Origin of the sequence: Hydrobacter penzbergensis (assembly GCF_900106985.1) — a bacterium.
Lineage (GTDB): Bacteria > Bacteroidota > Bacteroidia > Chitinophagales > Chitinophagaceae > Sediminibacterium > Sediminibacterium magnilacihabitans.
Window position 1 is genome coordinate 696,641 of sequence record NZ_FNNO01000001.1, and the last position, 25,144, is coordinate 721,784.

Consider the following 25,144-nt stretch of genomic DNA (forward strand, 5'->3'; position numbering starts at 1 on the left):
CATGGAAGTTAAAAAGCCCTCAGAGAGTTTCACCGCTATGAACGAGCTGGTATTGCCCAACGATACCAATACTTTTGGAAACCTCATGGGGGGACGGCTGATGTACTGGATGGACATTGCCGCCGGAATAGCTGCCGGTAAACATTGCAATGCACCCAGCATGACCGCTTCGGTTGATAACCTGAGCTTTAAAAATCCCATCAAACTGGGCAATGTAGTGCACATTGAAGCCAAGGTTTGCAGGGCTTTCAACACTTCCATGGAAATACACCTCAAAGTATGGGGAGAAGACCTCCTCCATCAGTATAAATACGAAAGCAATGAAGCATTCTTCACTTTCGTAGCCCTCGACCCCAATGGGAAGCCTCGTCAGGTACCTTCCCTGACCCCCGAAACAGATGAAGAAAAGCTGCTATACGATGGCGCCCTGCGGAGAAGACAAATCCGCCTGATCCTGGCCGGCAAAATGAAACCCAATGATGCCATAGAATTGAAGGCTTTCCTCAATGCCAAATAATACGTAAGGGTTTTCCCCTATGGTATTCTAAGCGTAAAAGAGTATATTTAAATACTGCTTAGACCGCATGGAAATACTGAACAAATACGTCTATGATCCGCAAATGGATCTGCTGGGGAAAGGTGGCTTTGCTACCGTTTACAAAGCGTATGACAAGATACTGGAAATGCCGGTGGCTTTGAAGTTCTTCCATCCGCAGGAGCAGTCCAACAAGTACACCATCATCAACGAGATCAAAAAAGCCATCACTTTATCTCATCCCAACATCGTTAAATATTATGGTGTGGAAACCCTGGCCAGCCGCAATTTGCATGGCCAGGAAGAAGACGTGCAGATCGGTGTGATGGAATTTGTGCAGGAAGGTCAGCTCAAGACCTATATGAGCCAGCATCCGCTCACCACCGAGCAACTCAAAAAATTGTTGATTGATGTATTGGAGGGATTGAAATACCTGCACAACGAGGGCATGATCCATCGCGACATTAAGCCGCAGAATATCCTGCTGGGACGGGATAAGCAGAACAGGCTGGTGGCCAAGATCGCCGACTTTGGTATCAGCAAGAATGCCGATTCCAGCCAGGCCAGCGCCTCCATACTCCTGGGTACTATTGAATACATGGCGCCCGAGCAGTTCAACCCGGAAAAGTATGGCATTAATAAAAAGATCAGTTATAATGTAGATATCTGGGCTTTTGGCGTTACTGCCTATTACCTGCTCACGGGCAATATGCTTTTTGGTTCCCGTTCCGGCGATACATCGGCCGCGCAAATGATATCTAAGATCGTCAATGCTGAAGGCATTGGTGATAGGTTGGATAAACTGGAAGAGCCTTTCAGGTCGGTACTGCGCAAATGCATTGTTTCCGATGCCAACAAACGGACCAGCAACATCGATGAATTGATCGGTCTTTTCAAAAACCAGCAGGATCAATCCACAGCGTTGCTGCATTTTGTTGGTACATCCACCGATTCCAACGATGAAACACTGGAAATTTCCATACCGGTAGCCACTCATATTGCTAAGAGTAAAAAGCAGGCAGGCAAAAAAAAGATCGCCGAACATATCGTGCCGGATGAAAGCAATGGCGCAGTGACTATCGTGAAAACAAAGAAGCCGAAAGAACTGGAAACAGTACCTGTTAAAAAGAAAAAAACAGGGGCCGTGTTGTTTTCAATAGTGATAGTACTCGCAATCGCGGGATTCGGATACTGGGCATACAGCAAATATTTTGCACCAGGCAATCTTATCAATAAATCCATAGTAGATACAAAACAGGAACAGGTATTGTCTGCATTGGCTTCCTCTATGAAATATATCCGGGGAGGCAGTTTTACCATGGGCACCAATGATCCCAAACGGAACCTCGATGGTCCGGAGCATCCCGTTACTGTAAAACCTTTCCTGCTCGATGCCTATGAGCTGACACAGGCTGAGTGGAAAACGATCATGAAAGACAACCGGTACACAGATACCAGCCTATCGCTTTTCCCGGCCGACAGTATTTCATGGGAAGATGCGAAAGCTTGCATTGCACAACTCAACAAACTGTTATCGGCAATGAAAGCACAAGGCAAAACATTTCCTTTCAAACAATTCCGTTTACCTGCCGATGCAGAATGGGAGTTTGCAGCGTTGAATACTGCTGCTACGGAAGAACAAACTGCATTGAATACTGTTAGCTGGAATGTTACGAATTCCAACAAAAAAGCGCACCAGGTGGGTACCCGGCAGGCGAATGCGCATGGCATCTATGATATGCTGGGCAATGTGTATGAATGGTGTGAAGATTGGTATGGCCCGTACCTGCAACCCTCCCCCATGCAGGGAAAAGTGTTGCGGGGCGGCGATTATGAGAATGATATCTTTTTTGTTCATGCCAAAGCACGCAATGCAGAAGTAATGAGCAAAAGAAATAAAAACATCGGGTTCAGGCTGGCAGCGGATCCAGCTGAATAAAAACAATTACTAACAATGAACATCAGGGCATTCACATTGAATGAAATCGGTGGCAGAAAAAACCTGGAAGACGCCATTCTTCCTAAGAGATACCTGCCACAGGATATCCCATTGTTCATTGTATGCGATGGCGTTGGAGGCAGCAGCTTTGGCGAAGTGGCTTCTGATATAGCCACGCGTTGTTATTATAACATATTAGCCACAGCGGTGGTCGATTCAGAGCAGGCTTTCAAAAACAAACTCGATGAAGCGCTGGCTTCCTTTCAGCAGCAGGTGCACGATTATATTCTTACCCACCCTGCGGCTGCAACTACCAGCACTACGCTTGCTTTGCTGCTCTTCAGTCAGCACAATGCCTATATCGCCTGGTGTGGCGATAGCAAGATATACCAACTTCGCAATGGCATTTCCATTTATAAAAGTAAAGACCATTCACTGGTAGCCACACTGGTTGCACAAGGCGTGATCACAGAAAAAGAAGCCCTCATGCATCCGCAGCGGAATGTCATCACCCGCAGCCTGAGTACACATACGCATCCATCCGATATTACTTATACCGTGCTCAGCGATATCAGGGAAGATGATTGGTTCCTGCTTTGCACAGACGGACTGATGGAGCAATTCACAGAAGATCACTTTGCAACAATATTATTTCCTTATAACCCCTTTAGTAATTACAGCGAGGTCATAGATGCGCTTTGCCGCAATAACACAAAGGACAATTATTCTATGTACCTCCTGCACATAAACAGCCTGAAAAAAAAGGTTGCCGCAAAAAGCAGGTTATTTCCCGTTTTACTTCTGTTATTATTGATAGCAGGAGCTTGGTACGCTTACCAGCGATCATCGGGTAACCGCCATACACAGATTTCCTCCCCTATGAAGCCAGATACCAGTAAATCAATTATGATGACACACCCGCAGAAAAAGGAGGCGGTGCAACAAGATTCTGTTGCAAAACAACCTGGCAAGCCCCATTGATCCTGTAACAGGGAATCGTGTGGCCATTAAAATACAGTGATTATGACAAGAAACGAAGTGCTCGAATTTTTAGAGCTACCCGAGTCGGCTTCTGATGCCGATATCCGTGTGCGCCTGAACGATAAGCTCGCTTATTTTCAGCGCCTTTCTGAAAATGCACCGAATGAATTCCTGCGTCAGCTGCACATTGCCAATACCGAAAAAGTAAAGCAGATGAGGGCAGAGTTCATTGGGGCCAAAGGATCTGAAGCGAAACCAGCATCAACTGCCGCTAAAACAGAGATCGGTTGGCTCATCCGGCATACCGAGAACCAATCTGCCAAAACCTTTCCCTTGTATTATGGCAAGAATTACATTGGCAGGAATTCACAGCCCGGCAGTCCTACCATTGTACTGGATGACGATCCTTATGTAAGCAGAACACATGCATTGCTTGAAGTGACCAATGTAGATCCTTTGCAGATTGTGATCAGCGATGATGCCACCGGCAATGGAGGAAAGCCCAGCAAAAACGGCACTTATATCAATGGTAACAGCCAAAGGATCGCGCAGAAAGTAACGATCGGGAATAACGACACCATACAGGTGGGCGTTACCAAACTGATCATCCGGTTGAATAATACCAGCATACATAAAATTGTGCAGGAAGTGGAAGAAAGCGAGTACATGAAAACGGTGGTGATTGATGTATTCTAAACAACAGGTATCATGAAAGAATTGCTTCATATCGCTGATGGTTTCAATGAATTGTTGAAGGAATTACCTGTATCCAGCTTCGCCGGTTTCCTGGAAGAGTCTGGCCGGAAAATCAGGCGTATTGCCGACAACACTGTTTTTCATATCGACCTGTTCTGTTGCACCAATGCTAGTGCAGCAGGCAAAAAAATCATGCAATCGCTACAGGAAAATGAAACTCCTTATAAACTCCTGATCAAAAACGAACTCAATTATACGGTGCGCATTTTTGAAGATCCAATTCCTGCCGTTGCATTCATCATCTGGGATGAAGCCATGCAGGAGTGTGATGCACTGATCCGTTATTTCAAAAAAGAAAATAATGGTTACCGGGCCATGTTCCTGGTTGACCTGTTGGGAAACACCCACAACATTCAAAGCCTCATCGCTCAATCGGAGCAATCGGTCAAGACTTTTTTCCTGCTGCCGGAAAAAGTTAATAGCGGACACCTTCCAACTATTCTCACTGCTGATATTCATCCGTCTTCGCTTGAGCAGTTGCAACAACTATCCTGTCTCAACAGTATCCGACCGGCCTTCCTTTTTTTAGATGAGATACTGGCATCGGAAACCAGGGCCGCGCAAACCCGTAAGCTACTGGTGAGTCAGAATACCCATATCACACGGAAAGAAGAGGAAGCGCTCAACAACAGCGAGCTGACCATCAACCTCAGGCAACTCATCCGGAAAACCGCACAAGAACTGGAAAAAAGTTATACTGCCAAATACGAAGACCTCAACAAACCCAATACAGGCCGCTTTTCTATGGTGGCCGTTGAACAAAGCAATCGCCTCACAGAACTGGAACAAAAAACGGTAGCGGAGAAAAAAGAGAAGCTGGATGCCTCTATCCCTAAAGATTTCCAGGAACAATTTATTGCTACTGTATCAGCCAATATCAGGACTGAACTAGGCAAAGACGAAGCTTTCATCAAAAGTTCTTTTGAAGATATGCTTACACAGGCGAACATACAGCTCAGGAGCAAAGGTATTAAAGCGGTGAATCCCGAGGGGATTTATCCCCTCTTCCCCGATAAAGAACAGACCATTCATTCTTTCTGCTACATGAATAAAACCTATACTGGTGAGCTCGTTAAAAAAGGCACTATGGAATATTTGGTAGCGCTGAAAGATTATACAGGACTAACAGTGGTGATCGGCGGATTGCTGGCGCCGCTCTCGGTAATTGCAACAGCTGGCGATATGAGCCTGTTCAAGCACATGGCCATGTGGGTTAAAGTGAGCACCGGACTGATCTCTTTGTCGCTGATCGGCTATGGCATATCCGACTTACGCAAACGCATTCCCAAAAGGAGAGCGGAAGAATTTCAAAAAGAACTGAACAAAGCCAAAGAGTTACTGCAACAAGAAGCAAAGCGCATGTTCAGCGACAGCAGTCAGGACTGGACCTCGCATATTGCCCGGTGGTTGGTAGACACCAACCAGAATATCGGCCAGCAGATAGAGAAAAATATCCGGGAGGCACAGTTGCAAAAAGCCAACCGGATGCGTGAAGAAAAAAAACAACAGGCGAAACAGCAAATGAGCGTGGACCTGCTGCTGCGCAATGTGCAGGCAGCTGCACAGGTTCGAGACAAACTTGTTGTTCAGTACAACAATATGGTAACAGCAATTGAAAAAGATTTAAAACTTTAGCTATGGTATTGGGCATTGACCTGGGAACCAGCAATACAGTAGCCGCCACCCTCAGCAGGGATGGAAGCCCTGTGCTGATACCCGACGCCAACAACAAAGACCAGCAGATCACACCTTCCATTGCCATCATTGAAGGGAACCGGGCTTATGCGGGTGGCTTTGCAGAAAGTCTTTACGAATCATTGCCAGATAAACAGATCATCTCCTATTTCAAAAGAAGTTTCGGAACGCAGGACCCGGTTTATTTCGACGATGACAACAATGCCTGGTTCAGTGAAACCGTAGCCTCACTGATCATTCGAAAAGTGAAGAACGATGCGGAGCTGTACCTGCCCGATGGTTTCAAGCAGGCTGTGATCACGGTGCCTGCCCATTACAACGATGTGCAAAGGAAATCTGTCATTGAAGCCGCCAGGCTGGCCGAACTGGAGCTCAGCGCCATCGTGGAAGAGCCCGTGGCCGCAGCGCTGTTTTACGGGAGCAGTAACAAAAAAATAGACGAAGAGATCATACTCATTTATGATTTTGGCGGCGGCACATTCGACCTTACACTCATCACCAAATCGGGCACACAACTGAATGTGATTGCCAAAGATGGTGTAAACAAATTAGGTGGAAAAGAGTTCGATGAGATTGTGCAGGAAACCATCCGGGCCGACTATGAGAAAGCGTTTGGCGTACCCTTCCCTTCCGATAAACTCACCAATAACCGTGTTCAGAAAATTGCAGAAAACATCAAAATAGAATTGAATGATGCAGCTACTCCTGCCAATATCAGTAAATGGATCATGATAGGCAGGGATGCTTTCGAATCTACTTTCTATTACGACGGCTATGCTGCGAGAGCTACCCAACTCATTACCAAAACAGAACAGGCCGTCAACAGGTGTTTGCGTTCCCTCGGTATGCAATTTACCGATGTCAATAAGCTGGTATTGATAGGCGGCACGTCCAGCAGCAAGCTGGTGTATAATTTCTGGAAGCAAAAGATCGCTCCGCACCAGGAACTCATTTATCACCAGCCTTTAAGCAGCGTGGCCAAAGGTGCAGCCCTTTATGCTGCTTCGTTCAGCAGTGGCAGCAGTTCGCTGGTAACACCCATTGAGCTGAGAAGTGTTAGCACCTATAATATTGGCTTATTATTATCGAACAGCAACAGGCAACAAATCGATCTGTTGATCCACCGGAATATACCCCTGCCTGTTTCATCTAAAAAAGTGTATCGCATCAACCCCAGCAAAATCGATTTCGTTTTGATTGAATTATGTCAATTCTGGGATCCGCAGGAAGACCTGCACAAATTGGGCACTATCAAAGCAGGGCCTTTTGGACCGGTCTCAGAATTTCTGCTGGAAGTGAATGTGGAAAACAGGTTGAATGGCACCATTGGCATTAAACTGAAAAATGCAGAAAACGGCCGTGACATCAAATTCGAATTCATCCGCAAGGAATCGGGATATAAATACGATTTCCTGCAACAAAAATCTTTGCTGGACAATATTTACCTGAACAATTATCTATAACCCGATTGCATGCTTATGAAGCGCTGTTTACTCAAATCCATTTTCTTACTGGCTGCCTGTGTGATGGTCATGGATGCTGCTGCGCAGCTCATCAAAGCCCCTACCAATACCAAGACAGGTACTGATTCGAAGAAAAAAACAGGTACTAAACCGCAGGTAAAATTCAGGGATGATAATGAAGAGAAAAAAGAAGGTGCATTTGCTTACCTGGTACTCAAGGCCAGCAAAAGCAGTGCCATCAACGTAAGTATCAATGAGAGCGAAGCAGGTAAGATCAAGGCTGGGATGTCTAAACGGGTCCCGCTCAACAATACAGATGAAATGCGCATTTCACTCAGTGATGGCCAGGGAACACAGTACGATACTTCTTTCGTTGTGCAGGATAAAGACGCAGGGCGTAATATCGTTATTGCTTTTCCGGAAGTAGATTATACCCCTGTTAAAGATGATCAGTTACACCAGGAAAAGCTCGAAGAATTGCGCAGGATAAAAGAAGCACAGGAAGCGCTCAAACAACAACATATTGCTTCTTTAAATGAAGCAGAGGGCCGCATCAGGGATTGGATCAAACAAATTTTCAATGATAAAACCGCGTTGCAAACGCTGATAATAAAGATCAGGAAAGGCGAAAGCGGTATTACTGACCAGGTATTGAAATCCAGGGATCTTTTTTTGAACGATAAAAATCAACTGGCATCACTGGTTAAAAACTATTCCGATTCTGCAGTGGCTTTCACCATGAAAGATGAACGGGATCGTTTCCTCAAAGAGATCAAAATTGACCTGGACAAGATCACGAGGGACGAATCTTACCGTTTCATTGATGCCGTTCAGGCAGGTAAAGCGCCGCTAAGCGATAATATCGAAATTGCATTGAAGGCATCGCGAAGCAGTGATATTGGTTTTTTTATCCGGAAAGACAGCCTGGAAGAAGCGATCATCGGCGGCAAAAGGATCATCGATTATGCACTCGATGTAAAAAGCGATACCACTGTTTTTCGTTACCTCTTTGAACACGGCGTGGGCGTCAACAATTACGGCGGCCGGTTTGCAGAAAATAAAGAGATTTACGCCACACCCCTGGCGCATGCATGCATCAATGCAGATACCGATGTGATCAAATTGTTCATCGAAAAAGGAGCCCGGTTCTTTCCTGCAACCATGAGCCGGATAGAAAAGAAAAAACAACTCAAGGTATTACTTACCAAATTCGGCAGCCGGTCTGAAGTTATGGCCCTGCTCAAGGCAAACAACTATGATGTTGATGATGGTACGGTAGCACTTTCATCGGCCTTGCAGGAACTCGACAGCAGCATGGTATTGGTAGAAGGCGGGCAGTTTACGATGGGTTGTACCAATGAAGTAGGCGTGAGCTGTTCTACACGGGAAAAGCCGGCCATTGCTGTTACAGTGGATAGTTTCTATATCAGTAAGTACGAACTCACACAACATATTTGGGCGGCAATTATGGAAGACGATAATCCCAGTTTCTTCAAGGATTGTCCCAATTGTCCCGTTGAAATGATCAGCTGGAAAGCGGCGAACGATTTCATTGAACGGCTTAATAAACTATCCAACAAAAAATTCAGGCTGCCTACAGAAGCCGAATGGGAGTACGCCGCAAGAGGTGGAAAGCTGGAAGACAAATCATATTACTATGCCGGCAGCAGGGATGCCAACGAAGTGGCGTGGTATAAAGACAATGCCAATAAAACATCACCGGTTGGTGGTAAAAAGCCTAATCCGTTGGGTCTTTACGATATGAGTGGCAACGTATCGGAATGGTGCAGTGATTATTATGCAGAGGATTATTTTTCCCATAGCACACGTGTCAATCCCATAGGCCCTGAGTTAAGTGCGCAAAAAGTATTGCGTGGCGGCTCCTTCATGCAATCATCCTGGTCGTCTCGCATATCCAACCGCGAAGGGCATGAGTTGGATTTCAGCAACAATGCTACCGGGTTCAGGCTCGCCATGAGTAAATAAGTTATGATAAAATAGCAGCTTGTTCTACGCATCTATGCTTTGCTACCAATACTTTTGCTCCTCAATAATTTACTATGCAGTTAACAAGCGTTATTTTCGATATCGACGGTTTGCTGATCGACAGCGAGCCCCTATGGAATGAAGCGGCATCAGAAGTATTTGCAGCTTATGGCGTGTCCTTTACCGACGAACAATACAAAAGCACTACCGGCTTGCGTACAAGAGAGTTTGTACAGTGGTGGCTGGCATGGTTCAAAATCGACCCTTCCGAACAATTGCGGGCAGAAAAAAAGATCATTTCACTTGTACTTGATAAAATTGAGCGCAAAGGACGGGTGATGCAGGGTGTACCTTATATTTTTGATTTTTTCCTGAAAAAAGAATTCAAGATCGGTCTGGCTACTTCTTCACCACCGGAATTGATTGAGTTGGTGGTGCGCATGACTGGTATAAAAGATGTTCTTTCCGCTGCCTGTTCTGCCGAATTACTCGATTACGGTAAGCCTCATCCGCAAGTATACCTCAACTGTGCACAGGAACTGAATAGCCATCCTACTGCCTGTCTTTGTTTCGAAGATTCTTTCAACGGATTGATTGCTGCCAAGGCAGCACGTATGAAATGCGTGGTAGTACCCGTCGCTGCAGAATTAAAAGAAGAAAAATGGGGCGCGGCCGATTTACGTTTGTCTTCGCTTCAGAATTTTGGCGAGTTGCATTTTGGACTGCTCAGTTAAGACATACTACTTAACAAATACATCTTCACAAAAAGAAAGCCCCGCATCTTACGATACGGGGCTTTTATTTTTAATCCTTACGGTAGGAACCGTTCAGATTATTTTCTGCTTTTCAGGTTAGGGTGAGGGGCCGGTACTGAATTAGGACCTTCTTCAGTTGTACCCTGGAGGTCAACAGTGTTGGCATCGCCATTCTGACCATAAGTGAAGATGAACCTGCTTTCAGCAACACCTTGCTTTTCAACCAGGTATTTGATCACAGCGTTTACACGCTCCCAGCTCAGCTGTTGAGCAGCTTTGCTTGAAGCACCGTAACCGATCACTTTTACTTTACAGTTAGGATTAGCGTTGATCTTAACAGCTGCATCAGCCAGTAAAGCTTGTGCTTCTTTAGACAGTTTAGCGCTTGCTCCTTTGAACTGGATGCTGGGCAATCCACCGATGGTGCACTCAGCTTTAGCAGCTTTCATGTTAGCCATCATGTCTTTGATTTCTTTGCAGCATGCAGGCTCAGGACAAGTACCTACGCCATCAGCATTCACAGGGAAGCAGTTAAGCGGAGTCAGCGGCTCTTTATCCCTGTAATCAGGAACACCATCACCATCAGTATCCATTGCTCTGCCATGTGTATCAACACGTGCACCTTTGGGCGTGTTGGGTTCCAGGTCGAACTGATCTGTAACACCATCACCATCAGAGTCAGGCAGAACCACCGGAGGCATCTTCATGTGCTTGGGTGAGTTCAGCTCGTTGTATACATAGTTGTTGGGGTTGAGCCACCACAAAGGTTCCACTCTCTTGGAAGTGTTGCCAATGTTGATGTTCAAACGGGCAGTAGTGAAAGAGATGAAGTCGTTTTTAGTACTGTTAGCACCTTTGTAACCGTCGAGGTAATCATAACCAGGAACGGCCATGTAGAACTTCTGTTCAAGACCCAGATTAACCTGCTTGTTCAGCTTGAAAGCAACACCTGCACCGGCAGTAGCCATGTGCATAATTGCCCAACCTTGTCTGCCGTTAATGTTGGCACCAAACCAAGTGTTGATCAGGCCATTCTGTGAGTTAGGATCGCCAATACCATAATAGGTGTTGTAGCCACCAGGCTGGGCGAAAGGTCCAACAGGTTTCTTATACAATACCCTGTGCCCTACCAGGCTGTAACCAGCCAACACATAAATGTTGGTCTTGGGGTTGCCCCTGTAGTGACTGGCGGAGTTCAAAGAAGCGATCAGGTCTACACCCAGTGAATGTGTTTGGCTCTTGTAGGCATACTGACCAACAGAAGTGCCATAAACAGTAGGTTCACCGGAATTCAACAGACCAGTGTAATTAATTCTGTAAGAGAAAGTATGACTGAAGGCCTTTCTCAAAGAGATAGTACCACCAAATCCTACTTTACTTTTTACCTCTCCGAAAATGAAAGAGGGGCCTGCACCAAATCCCAGTTCCCACTGAGAACGGGGCTGCGCCGGGTACGGGTATTGATTGTTCAGAAATTCATTGTGTTGTGGAAGGTTTTTCACAGCGATTTTAGATGTGTCTTTCCAATCCCAACCCCAATCCGTCTGAGCAATACCGACCGACTGTAACAGCAGGACCAGCGCTGCGGCTGAAAGTAACTTTTTGCTTGCCATAAGATATAATTGATATTTAAGAATTTAACCGATCTCAAGTAAAACATGACAAAAATATGCTGTATATGACATTCATCCAACTTTTATCAGGTTTTTTTTATTCACAGCCAAAAGGGCCATCGAACAGGTTTACAGACATTTATAAAGTAAATAACGCTGCCTGACCCCTGTTTATTGTATCTGATATTGTATCTATCCTGCTATATTGCAGCATATTTGGACAATGAATTTAGCAAAACAGGTCATATCAGAGGAATTGGTAAGGTTTGAATCCCATTTCAGGGAAGCTGTGAAGAGCCGGGTTGCCCTGCTGGACCGGATCATGCAGTATATAGTAAAGCGTAAAGGGAAGCAACTCCGGCCTATGTTCGTACTCCTGAGTGCCAAGCTGGGCGGGGATATCAACGATAGCAGCTACCGCGCCGCCTCCCTGGTTGAACTGCTCCATACCGCCACCCTGGTGCACGACGATGTAGTAGATGATGCCCTGGAAAGAAGGGGATTTTTTTCCATTAATGCGCTTTGGAAAAACAAAATAGCCGTGTTGGTAGGAGATTATTTGCTGTCGAAAGGGCTCCTCCTGTCACTCAATAATAAAGATCATCGTGTATTGGAAATCCTCACCGAAGCAGTAAGACTAATGAGCGAAGGAGAACTGTTGCAGATGGAGAAGTCACGAAAACTTAACCTGGAAGAAGCCACTTATTACGAAATTATTAACGGCAAAACCGCCTCTTTGCTGGCATCGGCTTGTGCGGCCGGCGCTTCTACTACCTTCGATTCGCCGGTACCTGTTGAAAAAATGAGGCTTTTTGGTGAAAAAGTGGGCATGGCCTTCCAGATAAAAGATGATCTGTTCGATTATGGCAGCCAGGATATAGGCAAGCCCACCGGTAACGACATCAAAGAAAAAAAACTGACCCTGCCTTTGATCTATACCCTCAATCATTGCGAAAAAGAACTGAAGAAAAAACTTATTTACATCATCAGGAACGAGAACCAGCAAAAAGATAAAGTGAAATTCGTCATCGACGCGGTTACCCAGTCAGGCGGTATCCGGTATGCTACGGAAAAAATGCTGAGCTACCGCAATGAGGCCCTGGCCATTCTGCACGAATTTCCCGAATCGCCTGTGCGAAGCGCACTTGAAGAGCTGGTGCGTTATACCACAGACCGGGAATATTGATGCAGAAACGATGGCAAATAGCGAAGCAGGATGAGGCCAAAACTTTGGCGCTCCATGAAGCGCTGAAAATCAATCAGACGCTCTGTGGTATACTGGTGCAGCGCGGCATCGATGACTTTAATAAAGCAAAACAATATTTCCGTCCCCAGCTATCAGACCTGCACAGTCCCTGGTTAATGAAAGACATGCAGAAGGCCGTTGACCGCATCATGCTGGCTTTCGAACGTCATGAAAAAATAATGGTTTATGGCGATTATGATGTAGATGGCACCACCGCAGTGGCTTGCCTCTTCCGCTATCTTCATACTATTTATGACCGCATTGATTTTTATATTCCGCATCGTTACCGGGAAGGCTACGGTGTTTCGCAACCGGGTATCGATCTTGCCAAAGAAAAAGGTTTTACGCTGATCATTTCGCTTGACTGTGGGATCAAGTCGGTAGAACTGGTGGAATATGCACAAACACTGGGCATCGATTTTGTTATTTGCGACCATCATTTGCCGGGGCCGGTATTACCTGCAGCAGCAGCCATACTCAATCCCAAACAAGCCGACTGCCCTTATCCTTATAAAGAACTTTGCGGCTGCGGCGTAGGATTCAAGCTGATGATGGCTTTGAGTGAAAAACTATCGCTGCCTGCCGATACTTATCTCCCCTATCTCGACCTGGTGGCTACCGCTATCGCGGCTGACATTGTACCCATCACCGGAGAGAACAGGACCTTGACTTTTTACGGACTCAGGCAGGTGAATGAATCACCAAATAACGGGATACGGGCACTCATGCAGTTGGCAGGTATCAGCAAACCGCTATCTATCAATAACCTCGTTTTTGTGATTGCACCCAGGGTTAATGCAGCGGGAAGGATGGACGATGCACGGAAAGCCGTACAACTCTTCATTGAACAGGATTACCAAACTGCGCTTGGTTATGCCGAAATGTTGCACAACGATAATGCCGATCGCCGGGAAGCCGACAGCACCATTACCGAAGAAGCATTAGCGGTGATCGAAAACGATGAGAAAAACCTGCACAGGAAAACGACTGTCGTGTACCAGGAGCATTGGCACAAAGGTGTAGTGGGTATCGTAGCGAGCAGACTAATTGAAAAATATTATCGTCCCACTGTGGTGCTCACACGCAGTGGTGATTATGTTGCCGGCAGCGCCAGAAGCGTGGCTGGTTTCAATCTTTATGAAGCCATCTATGCCTGCCGCGAATACCTGCTGGGATATGGCGGACATTTTGCTGCTGCCGGCATGACTTTGCTGCCTGAAAATGTGCAGCCTTTCTCTGAAGCATTCGAGAAAGTAGTGGCCGCTCAGATCACTGATGATTTGTTGATACCGGAGATTGTCATTGATGCAGCCATTCGTTTTTCAGAGATCACTCCATCGCTTTATAAAATACTGGAACAGATGGAGCCTTTCGGGCCCGATAATGCGCGGCCCGTATTCATTGCCCGTCGCGTAACCGATACAGGTTATTCGCGTGTTGTAAAAGAACACCATATCCGCTTTGTAGTAAAACAGGAAAGGATCAGTTTCACCGGCATTGGATTCAACCTGGCTTCCAAATTCCATTTGTTGCAGATGAACGCACCTGTCGACATAGTTTTCACCATCGATGAAAATGAATGGAATGGGGAGAAGAATTTGCAGTTGAAAGTCATCGATCTCAATCTAAGCAACCCGGAACATCATTAAGTTCCTACCTGCAACAGTACACCTGCTTCTACTGGATATCCGGTACAAGTGAGCACCCTTCCGCTGGCTACCTCATCGTCTAACAACACATCATTGTGCCACATCCAAACCTTTCCTTTCAGGCAAGTAGCAGCACAGGTTCCACATTGGCCGCTTTCGCAACTGTAAGGAACAGGTATTTGCAACGATTTGGCTGCTTGTAAAATGGTAACAGGGTATTGCACTTCGAATTGATATTCCTTGCCTGCCAGCAGAAGCTTTACCTGGTGTGGCTTCGTATCGGGAGGGGCAGGTCTTTTCTGTGGTTTCTCTACATTGAATATTTCCTTTCGGATATTGGCCGGCGGCACACCGTGACCTTGCAATGCAATAGTGATCATGCGCATATATTCAAAGGGGCCACATAGATAGAACAATTGCTTTCCCAATTGTTCAGCAGATTGGCTACCAAACAAACAATGCAGAAGATCTACATTCAATCTTGCTTTGGAAAGATCAGCAACCGTGCTAAATAAAAAGATCACCTGGAATCTTCCCGGAAAAGCCTGCTGCAATGTTTTCAGCGATTCGCAGAATATGGTGGTTTCGGGAGAACGGTTACTGTAAATCAGTACAACAGGAAGCTTGTCGTTGCTGTACAATACCGTTTTGATGAGTGCATAGACCGGTGAAATACCACTGCCTGCCGCAAAAAAAATCAGTTGTTTGTATTGATGCCACGTTGTAGGTAAAGTAAAGAAACCAGAAGCGCCGATCGTAAGCAATTCATCGCCTTCTTTCGTTTTATCAACCAGTCTTCGGGAGTATTCACCGTTTGTTGTGCGCTTAACAGTAATCATCAGCGGCTCGTTCAATAAAGGTGTTGAGGAAAGGGAATAACTGCGCCTCGCTTCCGCACCACCGCTCTGTCTGAAAAGAAAAGTGAGGAACTGGCCTGGCATGTATTGCAAGGGCACATCTCCTATAGGTTCTAAAATAAAAGAGCGGGTATCCTGCGTTTCACGAATGACCTGCTTGACTTTTAAGCGTATAGATGATGGGCCTGCCTGTTCCTGCATAAATTGAAATTAACAAAAAGGCCATTTACTTTTCGTAAACGGCCCTGCATTATTTTGCATCATCTCATTGGCACATTGAGCTATTTGCACATTGCACAATTATTTAATTCCCCTGCATCAATTCCACATTGCGGTTGATGAAACTGGTAAGGTCATTGCCTTTCAGCAATCCTTGTGAAAGCAATGCCAGGTCGGCAAGGGTTCTCACTTGTTTCTGTTGTATATCTGCATTGGTTTCTTTCAGCAGTTTCTGGTAAATAGGATGGTTACCATTCACCGTCAGGGTCACTTCATCGGGCATTTGCGCATAGAAAGCGGTCATGCCACCACCACCTACACCCGCCATATCTTTCATGCGGCGCATGAATTCCGGACGCGTAGCCACTACGGGCGCACTGTTGGTACTCAGTCCCTTTACTTCTGTGGTAACATTCAGATCGGCAATTTGTAAAGTGAACAACGTTTTCAATTGCTCTTCTTCTTCTTTGCTCAATACGGTATTGCTGCTCTCCTGTTTGTCAATCAGGTTGTCTACGATATCTGCATCCACTCGTGTGAAACTGGTATTTTCCCATTTCATCTCCATGTTATTGATAAAAGCGGCATCCACCAGGGTTTCCATTTTTACCACCAGGTATCCTTTTTCTTTGGCTGCCTGTATGTATGCATCCTGCTGAACCGGGTTGGTCGTATACAATATGATCTGTTTACCTTCTTTGTTTTTCTGAAGGGTTTCGGTAGCCGTTTTGTATTCGTCCAGCGTATAGAACTTTCCGTCAACGTCTTCCATTACCAGGAATTTGCTGGCTTTTTCCAGGAACTTATCATCGGTCATCATACCGTACTTCACAAACAATCCCAGGCTCTCCCATTTCTCTTCGAAAGATGTTCTTTCGTTGCGGAATATTTCTTCCAGCTTATCCGCCACTTTCTTGGTAATGTGCGCATTGATCTTTTTCACATTCGGATCGCCTTGCAGGTAACTGCGGCTCACGTTCAGCGGAATATCCGGACTATCAATCACGCCATGCAGCAACATCAGGAATTCGGGAACAATATCTTTTACTTCATCTGTAACGAATACCTGGTTGCAATAGAGTTGTATTTTATCTTTCTGTATTTCGTAGCTCTGCTTGATCTTGGGAAAATACAATACGCCGGTAAGGTTGAATGGATAATCTACATTGAGATGTATCCAGAATAAAGGCGTTTCACCGAAAGGATACAATTCCCTGTAGAATTTTTCATAGTCTTCCTTGGCCAGTTCCGAAGGCTTTTTGATCCAGATGGGATCGGTATTATTGATAGATTTCTCTTCTCCTTCTTTCTTTTCACCTGCTTCTGAAAAATAAATGGGGATGGGCAGGAACTTACAAAACCTTTCCAGTATGCCTTTGATACGACCAGCTTCAAGAAACTCCGCGCTTTCCTCATTGATATGCAGCACGATCTTGGTGCCGCGCTCGTTGTAATCTACATTGTACAATTCAAACTCGGGACTTCCATCGCAGCTCCAGAAAACACCACTGCCTTCCTTGAAACTTTTGGTATAGATTTCCACTTTATCGCTCACCATGAAGGCGCTGTAGAAACCCAAACCGAAATGCCCAATAATATTAGCGTCCTTGTATTTATTCACGAACTCTTCAGCTCCACTGAAAGCTACCTGGTTGATGTATTTATCTACTTCTTCGCCCGTCATACCCACACCATGGTCGATAATGCTGAGCGTTTTTTCTTTGGCATCCAATACCACATCGATCCGCAGTTCTCCCAGTTCTCCTTTTGCCTCCCCGATGGAAGACAATGTTTTCAGTTTCTGGGATGCATCCACAGCATTACTCACCAGTTCACGCAGGAATATTTCATGGTCACTATACAGGAATTTCTTAATGATCGGGAAGATATTCTCCGTCTGAACCCTTATCTGGCCTTTTTGCATATCAGTTTTTTCGGTGCAAATGAACAAAGAAAATACCAAAAAGGCTATGCTGACAGGATGACATTAGTTTCCCACAACGGTAATATCGCTGAGTTGAAACAAAGTAGTCCTTTTAAGGGCCGTCTGTGGCGGATCGGCACCTTCGTACCGGAAAGCAATATATACCTGTCCCCGGTAGCTGCGCAGGCTGATGTTCCCCGAACTGACCCAACCGGCGGCTATGTTTGTAACAGACCCTTTGGCAACCTGGGCAGAAAGTACGGTCCATTTAGCTTTCCAGGGACTATTTCCCCCATCGTAATTGGTAGAGGCCAATACTTGCAGCGTAGCTCCGTTATCGTAGCCATCCCTTGTTTTGAATTGTAGCTGTTCATTGGAACTGCTGCTGAAATTCAGGGGCGGACTGATCAACCAGGTGGTTACCTGCGGTTGGCCGGTGGCGAAGGCCGATAATTCGGCATAGGTTTTTCCACCAGTTTTTTTCGCTATGAATTTTTTGTCGCCCGCTTCCGTTATCTGTTTCCATCCTGGCAGTTGCACAACAGTATCTGCAACCTGTGATCCAAAATTTTCACTCAACAGTGTGCGTGTTCCGTTTCCAGTACAACGAAGCTCATTCATTTGCACATCACCCGTATCCCTGATGAGCAATTGCTTTTCGGTTTTATACACGGTGTAAATTCCTGTGATACTCCCATTGCCCCTGGGTGTATGTAAAGCGGCAAATTTGGCATAGGGACTGGTCCGCACATAAATGCTTCCGCCACCGCAAGCTTTGAGCACATGGTTAACAGGTTGTTTGTTCAACACGTCAGCATAAGGTCTCCCGGTATCTGATGCAGCAAATTCCACCTGCTCGAGCCGTATGAGCTGACTTTGCCATGCATCGGACAGTTCATCTATCCGCACCGTTTTAGGCGTTACCGTCTGTTGCAGTTGGCCTCTTACCAAATACCTGCTGAATAATGCCTGCGGAATTCCGCCCAGCTCCGGGGAAGTGGGATTTTTACGGTTAACACTGCCACCCAATTGCAACATTTTCCCATACTCACCCAGCCAGAGGCCGCGTAATCTGATGAACAGTTTACTGCCTTCGGGAAAAGTGTTGTACAAAGAGTACCCATCCATTTTGATGGTTATTCCCGCAGTGCTATCCTGTATCACCACAGATTTATAAAAATTATCCTTGCTGTCGTCTGCCACTACAATTCCTGCAATGACCTGTTCGGAAGTAATTTGCTCAAAACCTCCTGGCGCATGCAGTTCACGCAGTTCTTTGATGGTCATGGTAACACTGATCTGCGGCCCGGTAAACCCGGATGGTTCATCCCATTTTTTATTACAAAAGATCACCAACAGCACCATGGGAGCCAACAACAATGTTGTACCTGTCAATTGATGGTAAGGGCTTTTCATACAATTATTTTTAGTTAGAGACGAAAACTGAGTCCTGCTGAAAAAAGAACACCCTGGTTGAAATAAAATTTGGGCGGGAACCTGTCCGCATCCTTCTCTGCCATATCGAACCGGAGTTGTTCATATCCTCCCGTTATAAAAACTTGGTTGAGCAGGTTGCTGACACTGATATACCCCTGTAATGTTCTGTATTTGCCTTTTTGTGCTGTGTGCAGCAACCATGACTTACCTGTAAACAGGTTCATGATCAATGCGGGTGGCAACACAGTCTGGCCAATGATCTTGTTCCATTGTTCACTTTGTTCCGTTACGCCCTGCAACGCAGTATAGGTTCTGCGAAACGGGTTCATGTCGAGCCAGCGCTGCCTGCTGTAATTGGCCGCCAGGTTAAAAAAGAAAGAGCGGGACGACTGATAACGCAGTTCCGTGTGATACGCTTCCTGCGGCGATCCGGGCAACCGGAAATTCCGGATGTATATTTCTTCTTTGGCCACTATATAATCATCATTGTCCAGGCTCACTGATACCTGTTGCCGGCTGTTATAATAATGCCGCCCCAATGAGACCGCAATAGCCAATGACCAATTCGTATTTAGTTGTGCTTCTCCTCCGATTTCAACACCGTAGTATAGTTTGCCGATGTTGTTGATGGCATAGTTCACAAAGCTTTTGTATTCATCGTGGTAAAATGAAAGAAGGTCGAGTCCGTTTTGTGACCGTGTGATATAACTTGTTAGCCTGAACCTGATAAGTGGTGTATTCCATGCATAGCCTGCCTCGGCTGATTGCACTTGTTCATTGACCGGTACATCCTGCCTGGTATCCCTGGTGCGCGGTGAAATAAACAAATCGGCAGCAAGCGGCGCCCTGGTAAGCAATGCTGCATGCAGAAAGAAATACCGCCGCCCGTTCAGCTTATAAGTACACCCGGCTTTTACAGCATGGGTATTGAATGTAACAAGATCAGATTTGCCAAAGGAGGCGCCGGGAAATAACCCATTGCGTACATGTCCTTCGCGCTGGTAAGCAGTATGCGTAAGCGATACAGCAGCAAAACCATCGATCTTATTTCCGGTAAAAGATGCTTGCATCCATGCAGTTCCCGAACGGCTGAATAAACTGTAATCATATCCAAACACATCTCCTTTCCTGATGATCCGGTTGGGTTGATCCAGATCGTACTGAATGGCATCGGCATTCTGTATCGCATCTCTTTCTGCAAACTGGTTCCAGTTCACATAAAACTCACCGCCCAGCAGGTCATTCAGTTTTTTGTAACGATGCTGTGCCTGGTATTGGAGCTGTATCCCCGCTTTTAACATAAGACGTTCACTGGCTTCCATTGCTAGTAAACTGCTGAAATGTATCCGCTGCTGGGCATTCATCCTTTCTTCGATGATATAACGCGATCGTAGTCCCTGTACATTCCTTCCCGTTACGCCATTGACATCAGAGATCGTTTCAACAGACTCCCTGTTTGCCTGGTATAATTTTTCCCAGTTGATCTGCCGGAGAGATACCTGCTCCCTGATGGCATCGGCCGTAAGCACACGCAGCGATGAATCTGATTGGAACGAAGGCAGGTAACGATAATAATCTGGCCTTGGATCGGCCGCTTTGTACCAATCGAGTCCCGTACTGCTGCGGCGCCCGCTTATCCATGCAAAAGAATTCAACCAGTTACTGCGATGATTCAATTTCCTCTCATGTGTAAGCAATAACACAGGCTGGTGGGCTATGCTGGTATTGGCATTTCTTTTCCGGCTGCCCTGGTAACCCCAATAAGGATTATACCTGGTTGTTCCCAGGAGCGCTATAGATTCCATCAATATGGCAGCTTGCCTGCCATATTGCAAAGGGGAACCGAAAAAAGACAGTGAGAGTGATTGATGTTCGCTGAGTTTTTTATCGATGCCCATAAAATAGCTCCATCCATCATAAAAACTTCCGGGTGCATGCCCTTCAGCTGCCCATCGCCTGCTGCCACTAAAAGAAAAAGCCCATCCGTTTTTTTGCATACCGCTATGATAAGTGAACATCCACCGGTGTGTATAGCTGCGATTGGACATGCTATAACTGAACTGCGTTCGCCGGCGCTGGCGGGCAGCCCTTATGTCCATTGCAAGCGAGCCCCCGATACCACCAAATACATGGTCACTGTTGCGCAAACCTTGTACCACTTCGGCATTTCGAAATACATCGTTTAGTCCACTCCACAGCAACCAGGGCGTATTTCCATCTTCAAGAGTGTTCATGGATAATCCGTTAATAGTGGTTTGAAAATAATGTCCTTCATAACCCCGGATGCGAAAGCGGAATGCACTGAATTGAAAAGTTGCCGCTGCATAAAAAGGATCCCGTGCAGCGGTAAGCAATGGAGGCATATTTGAAGCGCCGGATTGTTTGCCCTCCGTTTCATCCATCAACAGCACAGGCATGGCATCGGCGTCATTCACTTGTGCAGACATCATGCCCAGTGTATCCACAGGCTTTTTTTGAGCCCGCAGGTTTCCCCATAACAGGCAAGCGGTCAGGAGAAGCAAATATTTCAGCATAAGGGTGCATTGATTTTGATATTCAAAAATGAGCGGATTGGCTCCGGCCAGACTGGTACTGGAAAAATTTGCGGTAATTACTTAAAGTCAGTCGCCATGCAGGAGATAGTTTTATTGAAAAAACAAACGTGTTGAAAATCATTCTTTGTTTTTGCCTGTTGTTTTGTTGTGCCGCAGTACAATTGAACAGATACAAGGTTTACATTGCGGGATTTTACAACCTGGAAAACCTATACGATACGGTTGACAATCCTATTGTAAACGATGATGAGTTTACACCGTCAGGTGATAAAGGATACAATGGGAATATCTATACCGATAAACTCACCAGGCTGGCAACGGTGATCCGGGAAATAGGAACGGATTATTCTCCCGATGGCGTTGCGTTACTGGGTGTTGCCGAAATAGAGAACGATACCGTATTGCAAGACCTGGTAAATCACAGTTTGCTAAAGCAACGGCAGTATCGTTTCATCCATTACGATTCAAGAGACAGCCGCGGAGTGGATGTGGCTTTGTTGTACCAGCCGAAATATTTCAAACCACAGGAAAGCATCCCGTTGCAAGTGACGCTGCCGGGCAAAAGCAAGGATGCTGCTTTCACACGCGATATTTTATATGTCAGGGGTTTGCTCGACGGGGAAACTGTGCATATTTATGTCAATCACTGGCCGAGCCGGCGTGGTGGCGAAGCCCGGAGCTCTCCTGCCCGGGAAGCTACAGCCTCCACCTGTCGTGCTCATTTTGCCTTAATCCGGCAAGCTGATCCGGCCGCCAGGATATTGGTCATGGGTGATCTGAACGATAATCCCGACAATAAAAGTGTAGTGGATGTACTGAAGGCCAGGGGGGATCCCCGGAAATTGGCGCCGGATGAACTGTACAATCCCTGGCTGGCGCTTTACCGGAAAGGGATCGGCACCCTGGCGCACCGCGATAGCTGGGGTTTGTTCGACCAGATCCTGCTTACCCCTTCCTGGTTGCGTCGAAAGGAGGGGTTGTTCTTTTATCGGCAACACATACACATCAAACCGTATATGATGCAGAAAAGCGGCCGGTACAAGGGCTATCCCCTCAGAACCTGGGAGGAGAACAGCTACCAGGCGGGGTATAGCGATCATTTTCCTGTGTTTATAGTACTCTTGAAGAATTCATAAGTTTTTCCTACTTTTGCAGCCCCAAATCTGTTTTGGCAGATTTCCCGCCCTGGCGGGATCCACTGGGAAAAACCAAATTATAAACTAAAAATTCAGGTAATGAACCATTACGAATTGATGGTGATTTTTACTCCGGTACTGTCTGAAGAAGATTTCAAAGCTTCTCAGAAAAAGTACGCTGATTTCATCGCTGAGAACGGCGGTGCAACAGTGCACAGCGCTCCCTGGGGCTTGAAATCACTGGCTTACCCGATCCAGAAAAAAACCACTGGCATCTATTGGGTACTGGAGTACACTGCTCCTTCTGAACTCAACGAAAAGTTGAAAATCCAAATGTTGCGCGATGAGCAGATCATGCGCCACATGGTAACCCGACTCGATAAATACGCCGTCGAGTACAACGACAAGAAAAGAAATGGCGGATTTGCTGTAACTGAAAAAACGGAGGCTTAATCATGGCAAAGAACGAGATTAAATACCTGACCGCGATCAAGCAGGAGAAGCCCAAGAAGAAATTCTGCCGCTTCAAAAAATACGGCATCAAATACGTTGATTACAAAGACATCGAGTTCCTGAAGAAATTCGTGAACGAGCAGGGTAAATTGTTGCCCCGCCGTCTCTCCGGTAACTCGCTGAAGTACCAGCGTAAAGTAAGTGACGCAGTGAAGAAAGCCCGTCAGATGGCGCTGCTTCCTTATGTAACCGATCTGTTGAAATAAACTTTATTAGTAACCTTCCCTAACTTGTCCGCCGTAGCCTTGGCGTAGGTGGACTGAGGACAGTTTATCATAAAGACTGGGCTCTTGGGAACTAAACAATCAATCATGCAAGTAATCTTAATTCAGGATGTGGACAACCTGGGCGGCCGTAATGAACTGGTAACAGTAAAGAATGGATATGCCCGTAACTTCCTCATTCCCGGGAAATTTGCGGTAGAAGCCAACCCTTCCAACCTGAAGCAGCTCGAAGAGCGCCTGAAGGTAAAAGCCAAGAAAGAAGCTATTATGCTGGCTGAGATCAACAAAGTGATCGAGGTATTGAAGGCAGCCCCTGTAAAAATTGGCGCTAAAACCGGTACTAGTGGTAAGATCTTCGGTACTGTTACCTCTCTGCAGATCGCACGTGCTATCCGTGACCAGAAAGGTTACGAGATCGACCGCAAGCGTATTTCTATTGTAGGTGAGGTGAAGGAACTGGGCGCTTACAAAGCTACCATTGATTTCGGCAACGGACAGGTTACCGAGGTCGACTTTGAGGTGGTGGGCGAATAAAAGCTCATTTCTCTGTTCTGACATTGAAATTCAAGCCCTGCCGGTCATTCTGGCGGGGCTTTTTTTGTGGATAAATAAGCCTGACGAAAAAAAAGTTGCTTTTTCCATAAAAACACTACCTTCGGGAGTCCAATGACAGTTCTTCCATGTCTCAGAACGTTTTTACGTAAATGTTTCAGGGTTCTTGGTTACTGGTTTTTCATTGGTTTTTGATCACTTAATTTTTTTTTCAAACATGAACATTTACGTTGGAAACCTGAACTGGAACATGACCAGCGAAGACCTGCAAAATCTTTTTGCGCCTTATGGAGAAGTAACAAGCGCTAAGATTGTTACTGACAAATTCAACAACGACCGTAGCAAAGGTTTTGGTTTTGTTGAAATGGCGGATGATGAAGCTGCGCGTAGCGCGATCAGCGGACTGCACGATACAGAAGTGCTGGGTCGCAAGATCGTTGTAAACGAATCTACTCCTCGTCCTGAAGGCGAGAGAGGCGGCTTTAAAAAGAAAAGCTTTGGTGGCGGCGGTGGTGGAAGCCGTGGCGGTTATGGCGGCGGCGGAAGCCGTGGCGGCGGTGGCGGATACAACCGCGATCGTGGCGGCAATGGTGGTGGATACAACAGGTATTAATTCCCAATAACTGACACTACATTTTAAGTCTGGCTATTCTTATGGTCAGACTTTTTTTTGCGTCATCCTGAGCGAACGCAGTGAGTCGAAGGACCTGCTGCAGCTTTGAGGAGGTCCCTCGGCGCGCTACGCTTGCTCGGGATGACGGGGGTAGGTGATAAAACAAAAAAGCCCGTTACACTTTCGTGAACGGGCTTAATAAATATGGCAGCTACCTACTCTCCCAGCAAGGTGCAAGTACCATCGGCCATGGGGGGCTTAACTTCTCTGTTCGGAATGGGAAGAGGTGAACACCCCCGGCAAAACCACCATAAGATCTTCAGATGCTCAACGCTTGCAGGCTTAACGCCTAACGCTTTATTCTTGCGTTATGCGTTGTGCGTTCAGCGTTTGGCTTTACTGCGTTTGGCATCAATAAGTTCATATTGGGAAGCTTGTCAATCAAAAAGAAAAAAATAAAGCTTACGGGTAATTAGTACTACTCGGCTTTGCTGTT

20 protein-coding genes and 1 rRNA gene are annotated in these 25,144 nt (G+C 46.1%); 15 read left to right on the forward strand and 6 right to left on the reverse strand.

Features of this window, described 5'->3' with window-relative positions:
* The first annotated feature begins 1 nt into the window (after nt 1).
* The 8 genes from BLU98_RS03155 (at nt 2) to hxpB (ending at nt 10,089) form a co-directional block, all read left to right on the forward strand.
* Nucleotides 2–517 carry an acyl-CoA thioesterase gene (locus BLU98_RS03155; RefSeq protein ID WP_092721847.1) on the forward strand — a complete coding sequence of 172 codons (516 nt, stop codon included), beginning with the start codon at nt 2–4 and terminating at the stop codon, nt 515–517.
* A 67-nt stretch (nt 518–584) separates the two neighbouring features.
* Nucleotides 585–2,474, forward strand: coding sequence for a bifunctional serine/threonine-protein kinase/formylglycine-generating enzyme family protein (locus tag BLU98_RS03160; RefSeq protein ID WP_092721849.1), 1,890 nt, complete (start codon nt 585–587; stop codon nt 2,472–2,474).
* A gap of 15 nt (nt 2,475–2,489) precedes the next feature.
* The gene (locus tag BLU98_RS03165; protein ID WP_092721851.1) at nt 2,490–3,455 is read left to right on the forward strand and encodes a PP2C family protein-serine/threonine phosphatase; all 966 of its coding nucleotides are present in this window, start codon (nt 2,490–2,492) and stop codon (nt 3,453–3,455) included.
* A 42-nt stretch (nt 3,456–3,497) separates the two neighbouring features.
* Nucleotides 3,498–4,151, forward strand: coding sequence for an FHA domain-containing protein (locus BLU98_RS03170; RefSeq protein WP_092721853.1), 654 nt, complete (start codon nt 3,498–3,500; stop codon nt 4,149–4,151).
* A 12-nt stretch (nt 4,152–4,163) separates the two neighbouring features.
* Nucleotides 4,164–5,846 carry a hypothetical protein gene (locus BLU98_RS03175; protein ID WP_092721855.1) on the forward strand — a complete coding sequence of 561 codons (1,683 nt, stop codon included), beginning with the start codon at nt 4,164–4,166 and terminating at the stop codon, nt 5,844–5,846.
* Between the two features lie 2 nt (nt 5,847–5,848).
* Complete coding sequence (locus BLU98_RS03180) at nt 5,849–7,369, forward strand: Hsp70 family protein (RefSeq protein WP_092721857.1); 1,521 nt, start codon at nt 5,849–5,851, stop codon at nt 7,367–7,369.
* 9 nt (nt 7,370–7,378) lie between these two features.
* Nucleotides 7,379–9,355 carry an SUMF1/EgtB/PvdO family nonheme iron enzyme gene (locus BLU98_RS17670; protein ID WP_257574673.1) on the forward strand — a complete coding sequence of 659 codons (1,977 nt, stop codon included), beginning with the start codon at nt 7,379–7,381 and terminating at the stop codon, nt 9,353–9,355.
* A 74-nt stretch (nt 9,356–9,429) separates the two neighbouring features.
* On the forward strand, nt 9,430–10,089 hold the full coding sequence (gene hxpB, locus BLU98_RS03190; protein ID WP_092721859.1) for a hexitol phosphatase HxpB: 660 nt from the start codon (nt 9,430–9,432) through the stop codon (nt 10,087–10,089).
* Nucleotides 10,090–10,187: 98 nt separating this feature from the next.
* On the opposite strand, the gene BLU98_RS03195 is transcribed toward hxpB, so the two are convergent.
* Nucleotides 10,188–11,723: an OmpA family protein gene (locus BLU98_RS03195; protein WP_092721861.1), complete on the reverse strand. Its 1,536-nt coding sequence runs from the start codon at nt 11,721–11,723 to the stop codon at nt 10,188–10,190.
* Between the two features lie 223 nt (nt 11,724–11,946).
* Here BLU98_RS03195 and BLU98_RS03200 point away from each other — a divergent pair, with 223 nt between their 5' ends.
* Nucleotides 11,947–12,909 carry a polyprenyl synthetase family protein gene (locus BLU98_RS03200; protein ID WP_026774645.1) on the forward strand — a complete coding sequence of 321 codons (963 nt, stop codon included), beginning with the start codon at nt 11,947–11,949 and terminating at the stop codon, nt 12,907–12,909.
* Nucleotides 12,909–14,618, forward strand: a complete 1,710-nt coding sequence (gene recJ / locus BLU98_RS03205; RefSeq protein ID WP_092721863.1) for a single-stranded-DNA-specific exonuclease RecJ — start codon at nt 12,909–12,911, stop codon at nt 14,616–14,618. The genes BLU98_RS03200 and recJ overlap by 1 nt, the downstream gene beginning before the upstream one ends.
* On the opposite strand, the gene BLU98_RS03210 is transcribed toward recJ, so the two are convergent.
* The 4 genes from BLU98_RS03210 to BLU98_RS03225 all read right to left on the reverse strand — a co-directional run bounded on the left by BLU98_RS03210 (nt 14,615) and on the right by BLU98_RS03225 (nt 21,589).
* Nucleotides 14,615–15,676, reverse strand: coding sequence for a ferredoxin--NADP reductase (locus BLU98_RS03210; protein WP_092721865.1), 1,062 nt, complete (start codon nt 15,674–15,676; stop codon nt 14,615–14,617). The two genes, recJ and BLU98_RS03210, sit on opposite strands and share 4 nt — an antisense overlap.
* A 103-nt stretch (nt 15,677–15,779) precedes the next feature.
* Entirely contained in the window at nt 15,780–17,618 is a 1,839-nt protein-coding gene (gene htpG, locus BLU98_RS03215; protein ID WP_092721867.1) for a molecular chaperone HtpG, read from the reverse strand.
* A gap of 63 nt (nt 17,619–17,681) precedes the next feature.
* The gene (locus BLU98_RS03220; protein WP_092721869.1) at nt 17,682–19,034 is read right to left on the reverse strand and encodes a DUF5689 domain-containing protein; all 1,353 of its coding nucleotides are present in this window, start codon (nt 19,032–19,034) and stop codon (nt 17,682–17,684) included.
* A 14-nt stretch (nt 19,035–19,048) separates the two neighbouring features.
* Nucleotides 19,049–21,589: a TonB-dependent receptor gene (locus BLU98_RS03225; RefSeq protein ID WP_092721871.1), complete on the reverse strand. Its 2,541-nt coding sequence runs from the start codon at nt 21,587–21,589 to the stop codon at nt 19,049–19,051.
* A 131-nt stretch (nt 21,590–21,720) separates the two neighbouring features.
* Here BLU98_RS03225 and BLU98_RS03230 point away from each other — a divergent pair, with 131 nt between their 5' ends.
* The 5 genes from BLU98_RS03230 (at nt 21,721) to rbp (ending at nt 24,648) form a co-directional block, all read left to right on the forward strand.
* Nucleotides 21,721–22,746 (forward strand): endonuclease/exonuclease/phosphatase family protein, encoded by a 1,026-nt coding sequence (locus BLU98_RS03230; RefSeq protein WP_092721873.1) that lies wholly within the window; start codon nt 21,721–21,723, stop codon nt 22,744–22,746.
* Nucleotides 22,747–22,845: 99 nt separating this feature from the next.
* Nucleotides 22,846–23,199, forward strand: a complete 354-nt coding sequence (gene rpsF, locus BLU98_RS03235) for a 30S ribosomal protein S6 (protein ID WP_026769333.1) — start codon at nt 22,846–22,848, stop codon at nt 23,197–23,199.
* A 2-nt stretch (nt 23,200–23,201) separates the two neighbouring features.
* A complete protein-coding gene (rpsR, locus tag BLU98_RS03240) occupies nt 23,202–23,465 on the forward strand; it encodes a 30S ribosomal protein S18 (RefSeq protein WP_026769332.1) in 264 nt (87 codons plus the stop codon).
* Between the two features lie 105 nt (nt 23,466–23,570).
* A complete protein-coding gene (gene rplI / locus BLU98_RS03245) occupies nt 23,571–24,017 on the forward strand; it encodes a 50S ribosomal protein L9 (RefSeq protein WP_092721875.1) in 447 nt (148 codons plus the stop codon).
* 235 nt (nt 24,018–24,252) lie between these two features.
* Nucleotides 24,253–24,648, forward strand: coding sequence for an RNA-binding regulator (gene rbp / locus BLU98_RS03250; RefSeq protein WP_026769330.1), 396 nt, complete (start codon nt 24,253–24,255; stop codon nt 24,646–24,648).
* Nucleotides 24,649–24,850: 202 nt separating this feature from the next.
* On the opposite strand, the gene rrf is transcribed toward rbp, so the two are convergent.
* Nucleotides 24,851–24,961 (reverse strand): 5S ribosomal RNA (gene rrf, locus BLU98_RS03255).
* Nucleotides 24,962–25,144 lie beyond the last annotated feature (183 nt).